1 protein-coding gene is annotated in these 1411 nt (G+C 60.7%); it reads right to left on the bottom strand.

The window, feature by feature from the left end; all coding sequences use genetic code 11:
- Positions 1 to 1411 (bottom strand): threonine ammonia-lyase, biosynthetic (gene ilvA / locus QN378_RS23285; protein ID WP_323567498.1); only part of this gene is annotated, 1411 nt, incomplete at both ends.

Below are 1411 nucleotides of genomic sequence, written 5' to 3' on the forward strand. Positions count from 1 at the left end.
AGGAACAGCTTGTAAGCCGGGTTTTCGCTTTCATCCCAATACGGGTAGCCGATTTCCGCCAACGCCGCCGGAATCAGGTGCCGCTCGTTTTCCGGAACCACCAACCCAGCCACCACCCGGCCGTCCGCCGCGCCGTGGTTGCGGTAGTGGAACATCGAGATATTCCACTGCCCGCCGAGTTTGTCGAGGAAATTGAACAGCGCACCCGGTCGCTCCGGGAACTCGAAACGGAACACCACTTCATCACTGACCCGCGCCGCGTGGCCGCCGACCATATGGCGGATGTGCAGTTTCGCCAGTTCATTATCGGTCAGGTCCAGCACCGGAAAGCCCTGCGCGGTCAGGCTGGCCAGCAGCGCGGCGCGGGGATCGGTATCGGGATGGGTTTGCACACCAACGAAGATGTGGGCCTCCCGGTCGGTATGGTAGCGGTAGTTGAACTCGGTGATCTGGCGTTTGCCGATGGCTTCGCAGAACGCCTTGAAGCTGCCCGGCTTTTCGGGAATGGTCACGGCAATGATCGCTTCGCGGCCCTCACCTAGCTCAGCGCGCTCGGCCACGTGGCGCAGGCGGTCGAAGTTGACGTTGGCGCCTGAATCAATGGCCACCAGGGTTTGCCCGCTGACGCCATACAGTTCGACGTACTTCTTGATCCCGGCCACACCCAGTGCGCCCGCAGGCTCGGTGATGGAGCGAGTATCGTCGTAGATGTCTTTGATCGCCGCACAGATTTCATCGGTGCTGACGGTGATCACTTCGTCGACATAATCTTTGCAGATGCCGAAGGTGTGCTGACCGATCTGCGCCACGGCCACGCCGTCGGCAAACAACCCGACCTGACTCAAGACCACGCGTTCACCGGCCGCCATGGCCGCTTGCAGGCAGTTGGAATCGTCCGGTTCGACGCCGATGACCTTGATGTCTGGCCGCAAGTATTTAACGTAGGCCGCGATGCCCGCAATCAAACCGCCGCCGCCCACCGGCACAAAAATCGCGTCTAAACGCCCCGGCTGTTGACGCAGAATCTCCATTGCCACGGTGCCTTGGCCGGCGATGGTGTCAGGATCGTCATACGGATGAACGTAGACGTAGCCTTTTTCATCGACCAGTTTCAGCGAAAATGCCAGTGCTTCGGGGAACGAGTCGCCGTGCAACACCACGATGCCGCCTCGCGAGCGCACGCCTTCGACCTTGATCTCGGGAGTGGTTTTGGGCATGACGATGGTGGCTTTGACGCCCAGTACCTTGGCCGCCAATGCCAAGCCTTGCGCATGGTTACCCGCCGACGCCGTGACGACGCCCCGGGCCAACTCGGCTTCGCTGAGCAACGTGAGTTTGTTGTAAGCGCCGCGAATTTTGAACGAGAACACCGGCTGCAAGTCTTCGCGCTTAAGCAGTACCGCATTGCCCA

Origin of the sequence: Pseudomonas sp. 10S5 (assembly GCF_035019745.1) — a bacterium.
Classification (GTDB): domain Bacteria; phylum Pseudomonadota; class Gammaproteobacteria; order Pseudomonadales; family Pseudomonadaceae; genus Aquipseudomonas.